Origin of the sequence: Companilactobacillus jidongensis (assembly GCF_003946575.1) — a bacterium.
Taxonomy (GTDB): Bacteria; Bacillota; Bacilli; order Lactobacillales; family Lactobacillaceae; genus Companilactobacillus; species Companilactobacillus jidongensis.
In genome coordinates this window covers 1-1450 of record NZ_RHOP01000040.1, presented here as the reverse complement: position 1 = coordinate 1450, position 1450 = coordinate 1, and the positions used below count along the sequence as shown (strand labels likewise).

Below are 1450 nucleotides of genomic sequence, written 5' to 3'. Positions count from 1 at the left end.
GGTCCTATACTTTCTGGTATTGATGAATAATCAATACCAGTTTTTTTATACTCTTTTAATGCAAAAAAAACATCACTGTTCTAGTGTTATGATTTAAGCGACCAAACCCAATCAAACAGGAGAAAACAATGATGTCCCAAGACAATTCTATACTATGTGCATTAGACATAAAAGACAATAATATAAAAAATGTTTCAGTTAGTGACGCTACGATCGAAAATCGTGGCGTTATGAAGCACATTAAATTAGTAAGAGCTGATCTGTCATACATTCTACACAGATGTCCTAATTGCGGTATGAATACTTTAGTTAAAAATGGAAAAAGGGTTACTAATGCTCGTTTGGCCAGCTTTAACGGAAAAGAGTATCATATGATACTCAATAAACAGAGATACTTGTGTAGGAACTGTGACTGCACCTGCGGTGCGCACAGTGACTTTTTAATTAAGAACCACACAATGACCAACCAAGTAAGAGACAGGATCTTTGATATGGCAAGGGAATCATTTACACTATCATCAATTGCCAAAATAATTGGGATTTCACCCAGTACAGTAAGTAGAGTTTTATATGACAATATTACTTTACCCAGCAGGTGTAATCGGCTTCCTGAAAACATGTGCTTTGACGAATTTCACTCAGTTGGAAAAATCTTCACGTTCATCGCTATTGATGCGCAAACACATCAATTAGTAGAACTAATTCATGATAGATTATCTAAAACAATAATTGAACACTTTATAAATAAATACAGTCTTTCAGAACGCCAATCGGTTAAAACTGTGTCTATCGATCTGAATGCCAATTACCAATTAGTAGTGCATAGAATTTTCCCGAATGCACAAATAATAGTCGATAGATTTCATATCGTTCAGCTATGTAGTAGAGCCCTAGATCAAGTACGTATAAATTCACTGAAACGTATTAGTGATAAGCATTCACGTTTGTACAGAGCCCTTAAATCGAATTGGCGTCTTTACCATTTGCCTTTGGCAAAGGTAGACGACAAGAACATAGAATACGTTTTTGGTATTAATGAATACACGACAATTCAAAACGTAATCGATATTGGATTAGATGGGTTTCCTGTATTCAAAGAAGTGTATGATACTTACCAAAATATCCAGCAGTCCCTTGAAAATCAAAATATAAAGTTACTAAGTGAAACTATTCATGGATATAAAAAGAATGGTACCGCTATGGATACATCAATCAGTACGTTACGTAAGAACTTAAAATATGTAGAGAATAGTTGCATAATGCCATATTCCAATGGTCCCTTAGAGGGGACCATTGGAAAGATAAAAAAGCTTAAACATAACAGTTATGGTTTTAGAAATCTTGACCATTTCCTTAAGAGAATCACGTTAATTTGTGCATAAAAATAGGCATCCTCAACGAGGATGCCCAAGGCTCAAAATCATTCATCAATACTATTTGACAAAGAACC

General features: G+C 34.6%; 1 protein-coding gene. It reads left to right on the top strand.

Annotation, left to right across the window (positions count from 1 at the left end; translation table 11 throughout):
* Window positions 1-128: 128 nt before the first annotated feature.
* The gene (locus EKM68_RS13515; protein WP_125591326.1) at window positions 129-1382 is read left to right on the top strand and encodes an ISL3 family transposase; all 1254 of its coding nucleotides are present in this window, start codon (window positions 129-131) and stop codon (window positions 1380-1382) included.
* Window positions 1383-1450 lie beyond the last annotated feature (68 nt).